Below are 4836 nucleotides of genomic sequence, written 5' to 3' on the forward strand. Positions count from 1 at the left end.
CGTAGCCGCTTCGGCCTCGTTCGCCGAAAGATTCGTGTCTTGAAAAAAGGCGCCGTGACCCGCCACGCCTTGCTGCGTGCTGTTGTCGCTCATGATGGACTCCTTGGCCGTCAAGCCGCTTCCTTTGAATGAACTTTACACCTGCTCCCAAATAGTTGACTATTATGCTCCACAATAATTCCGTTGCCAAGTGAATGGCTTTATGATCGTTCTCGTGGACGGCGCCCGGTGCTTACGCCTGCTGGCTGGCTTCCTGTGCGCTGGTGCCAATAAAAATATTTTTAGAGGAATATTATGGAAAATCTGGATGTGAACTGGATTCCGGCGCTGGCGGAGATAGCCGAACGTTGCCGCACGTTCTATCTGGTTCCGGCAGTGTGCAGTAAAGGATGGTTGCCGAACCTCTTCTGGCGCCCTGCGACGCGGAATAATCCCTTCGGGACGTTGCGGGTGGATCCCTGGGAGCTGGAGGTGCTTTTCGCGGCGATCTGCGGTGAGCCTGCCCTGTCGCGGGCGGCGCTGGAAGCGCGCGCACCGGGTCGCGCAGGGTTCATTGAGCGCTCCATTGCGCACGGCGAATTGCCGCTGCTCAGTTTTCGTGAGGATGTACCCATCGCATGAGTGATGCGCCGCGTATTGCCATCCTTTCCCGCCAAGCGAAACTCTATTCGACCCGCCGTCTGTTGGATGCGGTCGCCGCAGCGGGCGCTGAACCAGTATTGCTTCAGCCCGAGCACTGTTTGTTGATGCTGAATAATACCCAGACCCAGCTTTACTACGGATCCTCTCTGCTGGCGCCCTGCGTGGCGGTAATTCCGCGGGTGGGTGGCCCGATCACGCGCCTCGGGTCACGCCTGCTACGTTACTTTTCTGGGGCAGGGAGCTATTGTCTCAATAGTGCGGGGGCGCTGGAGTTGTCCCGCGACAAGTTTGCTTCCTTGCAGTCCCTGGTCGCGGCTGGCGTCGCCGTGCCGCAAACCGCCTACTTCACCCAGGTAGGGCAGCGCGATCTGGCGATGTCGGCTTTGGGGACGCCGTTGGTGCACAAGTTGCTCGGTGGCTCGCAGGGGGTGGGCGTCAGTTTGGCGGATACGCCCGTCGCCGCACGGGGAATGCTGGACACCTTTCTCCATTTGCAACACGAAGCGATGGTCCAGCGCTTTCTTCCAGGACGTCAGGATTTTCGGGTAATCGTCCTCTTCGGCAAGGTGATTGCCGCTATGCGCAGGGAGGCTTCTGCTGAGGATTTTCGCAGCAACCTGCATTGCGGGGGTCAAGCATCAGCAATGCCGGATCTGCCGGAAGATTTTGCCGCCATTGCCTGCCGATCGGCGGCTGCACTAGGTCTGGGTTTTGCCGGGGTGGATATCATGCTGGCCGAAGATCAGCGGCCCTTGGTGCTGGAAGTGAACCCCGTCCCTAGCCTGGAAGGCATCGAAGGAGTTACCGGCCAGGATATTGCAGGTACTTTGGTTAAAGCACTTTTGCAGCAGGCCCTGTCCCCATCTCTGCAACCGCCGTTGTAATCCAGTCTTGCGCTTGCTGGTTGAGGGCGGCGGCTTTACCTGCGGGGGCCAGTGCGGGGCCGATATGCACCTCGACCACCCCCGGCCATTTGCGCCAATCTGCACGTGGCCAGAAACACCCGCTGTTCACGGCAATAGGCAAAAGGGGGACCTGAGCGCGAATGGCCAGACCAGCGGCGGTGCTGCTGAAAGGGCCGACCTCGCCGCAAGGGTGGCGGGTGCCCTCCGGGAAAATCACCACGTGAAAGCCCGCTGCCAGACGGATTTTGCCTTCTTCAATTACCTGCACCAAGGCCTGTTTGCCAGCGTCGCGGTCGATACCGATGGGCCAGGACAGGCGCAGGCCCCAGCCAATCACCGGGATGCGGAAGAGTTCCTTTTTCAGTACATAGGAGAGTCGTGGGAAGATGCACCAGAGGAGCAGGGTTTCCAGTGCCGACTGATGATTAGCGACGATGACGCAAGGTGTGGCGGGAATGTTGGCGAGACCGGAAACCCGATAACGCAGGCCACAACTCCAGTGGAGCCAGCCGATGCCAGTGCGCGCCCATAAGCGACTGGCCCAGACCCGCGCCGACAGCGGCAACAGGGCAACGGCCAGGCTGAATATGGCCCAGACCAGGGTCCAGATCGTAAAACCGATGTAGAACAAGCTACTGCGAATGGTGCGTATCACGGAATGCCGAGAATGGCGTGTACTGCCGCGTTAAGATCAGCGAAAACAGGGATGCCCGCCGCTTCTGCTTCCAGACGCATGCTTTGGCCTTTGCCCGTCAGCACCAGCACGGGTCGTGCACCGGCTTCACGCGCGGCGACCAGATCGCGCATACTGTCGCCAATGGCGGGAACCTGTTCCAGCGAGGTCTGTAGGCGCTCCTGGATCTCGTGAAACAGGCCGGGCGCTGGCTTGCGACACGCGCATTCTGCTTCCGGAGCGTGGGGACAGAAGAAAATCGCATCTATCCGACCGCCTACGGCGGCCAGTGCCTGACGCATGCGCTGATGGATAGCGGTCAGGGTACGGATATCGAAAAGCCCCCGGCCTACACCAGACTGATTGGTGGCTACCACCACCTGGTAGCCGGCGCGGTTCAGACGCGCGATAGCCTCCAGACTGCCCGGAATGGGGCGCCACTCGGCGGGAGATTTGATAAAGGCGCTACTGTCCTCGTTGATGACGCCGTCACGATCGAGGATGACGATTTGCCCCATCAGACCCCCTGTAACTGCGAGAAGTCAGCGATATGCAGAAACGCCTCCTGGAGTTGGGCAAGCAGAGCGAGACGATTCTGGCGTAGCACCGGCTCTTCGGCAAGGACCATGACCCTATCAAAAAATTGATCGACCGGGGGACGCAAGCCCGCGAGCAGGTCTAAAGCGGCGGCATAGTGGCGTTTTGCGAACTGCCCATGGACGGGCTGCGCCAGGGCTTGCCAGTGTTCCCAGAGTGCGCTCTCTGCGGGATCCGTAAAGTGCCGCGGGTCTACCCGCCAGTCGGCGGAGAGGGTTTCCTTGCGTAATAAATTGTTAATCCGTTTGATCAGCGCTGCCAGAGCATCCGCTGCCGCATGCTCGGCCTGGAAAAGGGCGAGGGCTTCAAGACGCTGGAGTGCGTCCAGTGGCTCGTAGGGTTGGCGGCTGAGCACGGCGGCGATCTGGTCAGCACGGAAGCCCTCCTCCCGGAAATAGACCCGCAACCGATCCTGAAAGAAATCGAGCACCGCAGTCCGCGTCTCCGTTCTGTTCCTGGCAAAAGCGCTGCCGTAAGCGGCCAGCGTACTTGCTACCGCCTCGTCCAGGTTCAGAGGCACCCGAGCATCCAGCACAATCCGCAGTACCCCCAGTGCGGCGCGGCGCAGGGCGAAAGGGTCGCGGTCACCGGTAGGGACTTTGCCGATGGCGAAAAAGCCGCAGAGGGTGTCCAGTTTATCAGCAATGGCCAGGCACTGTCCGTGCGCATCTGCCGGGGTTTCATCGTCGCGACCACTAGGCATGTAATGCTGGGCAATGGCGGTGGCAACATGGACGTTTTCACCGTCATGCCGGGCGTAGTGGCCGCCCATGATGCCCTGCAATTCCGGGAACTCGCCCACCAGACCGCTGAGCAGGTCACTTTTGCAAAGCCCTGCGGCGCGGCCCATGTCGCTCGCATCTACTGCGAAGTGCGGCGCGAGGGCTGCTGCAAGTATCTGCAGGCGCGTGGTTTTGTCGAAAATGCTGCCGAGGCCGTCCTGAAACAGCACCTCGGCAAGTGCGGCTCGTCGCGTCTGCAAGGAAACCTGGCGATCCTGATCCCAGAAGAAGGCGGCGTCAGCCAGTCGGGCACGCAGTACCCGGTTATTTCCGTTGATGACGACCTGCGCATCCAGGCTATGCAGGTTCGCCGCGAACAGATAATGGCGCACCAGACGACCATCCTGATTGCGCAGGGGGACGTAGCGCTGGTGCTGCATCATGACCGTAATGAGCGCTTCTTCTGGTACCCGCAAATAGTCTTCGGCGAAAGTGCCGGCGAGAATGACCGGCCATTCGTTGAGTCCGGTGATCTCGTCCAGCAAGGCTTCCGGCAGGATGGGGATGACGGCCATCTCACCGGCCAAGGCTGCTATTTTGCTGGCAATGCGCGCGCGACGCCCGGCAAAATCTGCCATCACTTTTGCCTGCAATAAAGACTCGGCGTAATCGGCAGGGGTGGTAATCTGGACCGACTGGGGATGATGGACGCGATGCCCGAAACTTTCTCCGCCGGCATTCAGACCAAAAATATGCCAGTCCAGCACCTGCTGGCCCTGACGCAGCAAAAGCCAGCGCACCGGACGCAGGAAACTATCGGGACGTGCCCCCCAATGCATACGTTTGCGCAGGGGCAAGCTGGCCACCAGTTTGCTGGCAATCTCGGGTAACAGGAGATGACTGTCCTGGGCCGCGCCGACTTCCCGCCAGGCAAGGACGGGGCCTTTGTCCGTCTCCAGGGTGAGCAGATCGTCAACGCTGACCCCGCAGGAGCGGGCAAAGCCCTCTGCCGCCGCCGTGGGCTTACCCTGCGCATCACGGGCGCGCTCTACGGGCGGGCCACGACGCAGGGTTTCCTGCGGCAGACTCTGCCGGGACACGTCTTTAATCCAGAGGGCGAGTCGTCGCGGGGTGACATAGCCGCAGATGTTCCCATACTGCAACCCGGCCTTGTCCAGCAATTGGCCCACGATCTCGGTCGCGGCATCCTGCAGGGGTACTTGTTCCCGCGCCGGTAATTCTTCACAACCTAGTTCCAGCAGGAGATCTTCAGGCGCTGACATCTTGGCTCCGCAGT

5 protein-coding genes are annotated in these 4836 nt (G+C 60.6%); 2 read left to right on the forward strand and 3 right to left on the reverse strand.

Going from position 1 to position 4836, the window contains the following annotated elements; genetic code table 11:
• Nucleotides 1-294: 294 nt before the first annotated feature.
• Both Q0C48_RS12025 and Q0C48_RS12030 read left to right on the forward strand, forming a co-directional pair.
• Nucleotides 295-621 (forward strand): hypothetical protein, encoded by a 327-nt coding sequence (locus Q0C48_RS12025; protein WP_291524675.1) that lies wholly within the window; start codon nt 295-297, stop codon nt 619-621.
• Nucleotides 618-1526, forward strand: a complete 909-nt coding sequence (locus tag Q0C48_RS12030; RefSeq protein ID WP_291524677.1) for a RimK family alpha-L-glutamate ligase — start codon at nt 618-620, stop codon at nt 1524-1526. The genes Q0C48_RS12025 and Q0C48_RS12030 overlap by 4 nt, the downstream gene beginning before the upstream one ends.
• Here the strand turns inward: Q0C48_RS12030 and Q0C48_RS12035 are convergent.
• The 3 genes from Q0C48_RS12035 to glyS are packed head-to-tail and all read right to left on the reverse strand — an operon-like array spanning nt 1474 to nt 4822.
• Nucleotides 1474-2202: a 1-acyl-sn-glycerol-3-phosphate acyltransferase gene (locus Q0C48_RS12035; RefSeq protein ID WP_291524679.1), complete on the reverse strand. Its 729-nt coding sequence runs from the start codon at nt 2200-2202 to the stop codon at nt 1474-1476. The genes Q0C48_RS12030 and Q0C48_RS12035 overlap by 53 nt on opposite strands.
• Nucleotides 2199-2738 carry a D-glycero-beta-D-manno-heptose 1,7-bisphosphate 7-phosphatase gene (gene gmhB, locus Q0C48_RS12040; RefSeq protein WP_291524681.1) on the reverse strand — a complete coding sequence of 180 codons (540 nt, stop codon included), beginning with the start codon at nt 2736-2738 and terminating at the stop codon, nt 2199-2201. Before gmhB ends, Q0C48_RS12035 begins: the two co-directional genes overlap by 4 nt.
• Nucleotides 2738-4822, reverse strand: coding sequence for a glycine--tRNA ligase subunit beta (gene glyS, locus Q0C48_RS12045; RefSeq protein ID WP_291524683.1), 2085 nt, complete (start codon nt 4820-4822; stop codon nt 2738-2740). The genes gmhB and glyS overlap by 1 nt, the downstream gene beginning before the upstream one ends.
• Nucleotides 4823-4836 lie beyond the last annotated feature (14 nt).

It is taken from the genome of Acidithiobacillus sp. (assembly GCF_023255755.1).
Taxonomy (GTDB): domain Bacteria; phylum Pseudomonadota; class Gammaproteobacteria; order Acidithiobacillales; family Acidithiobacillaceae; genus Acidithiobacillus.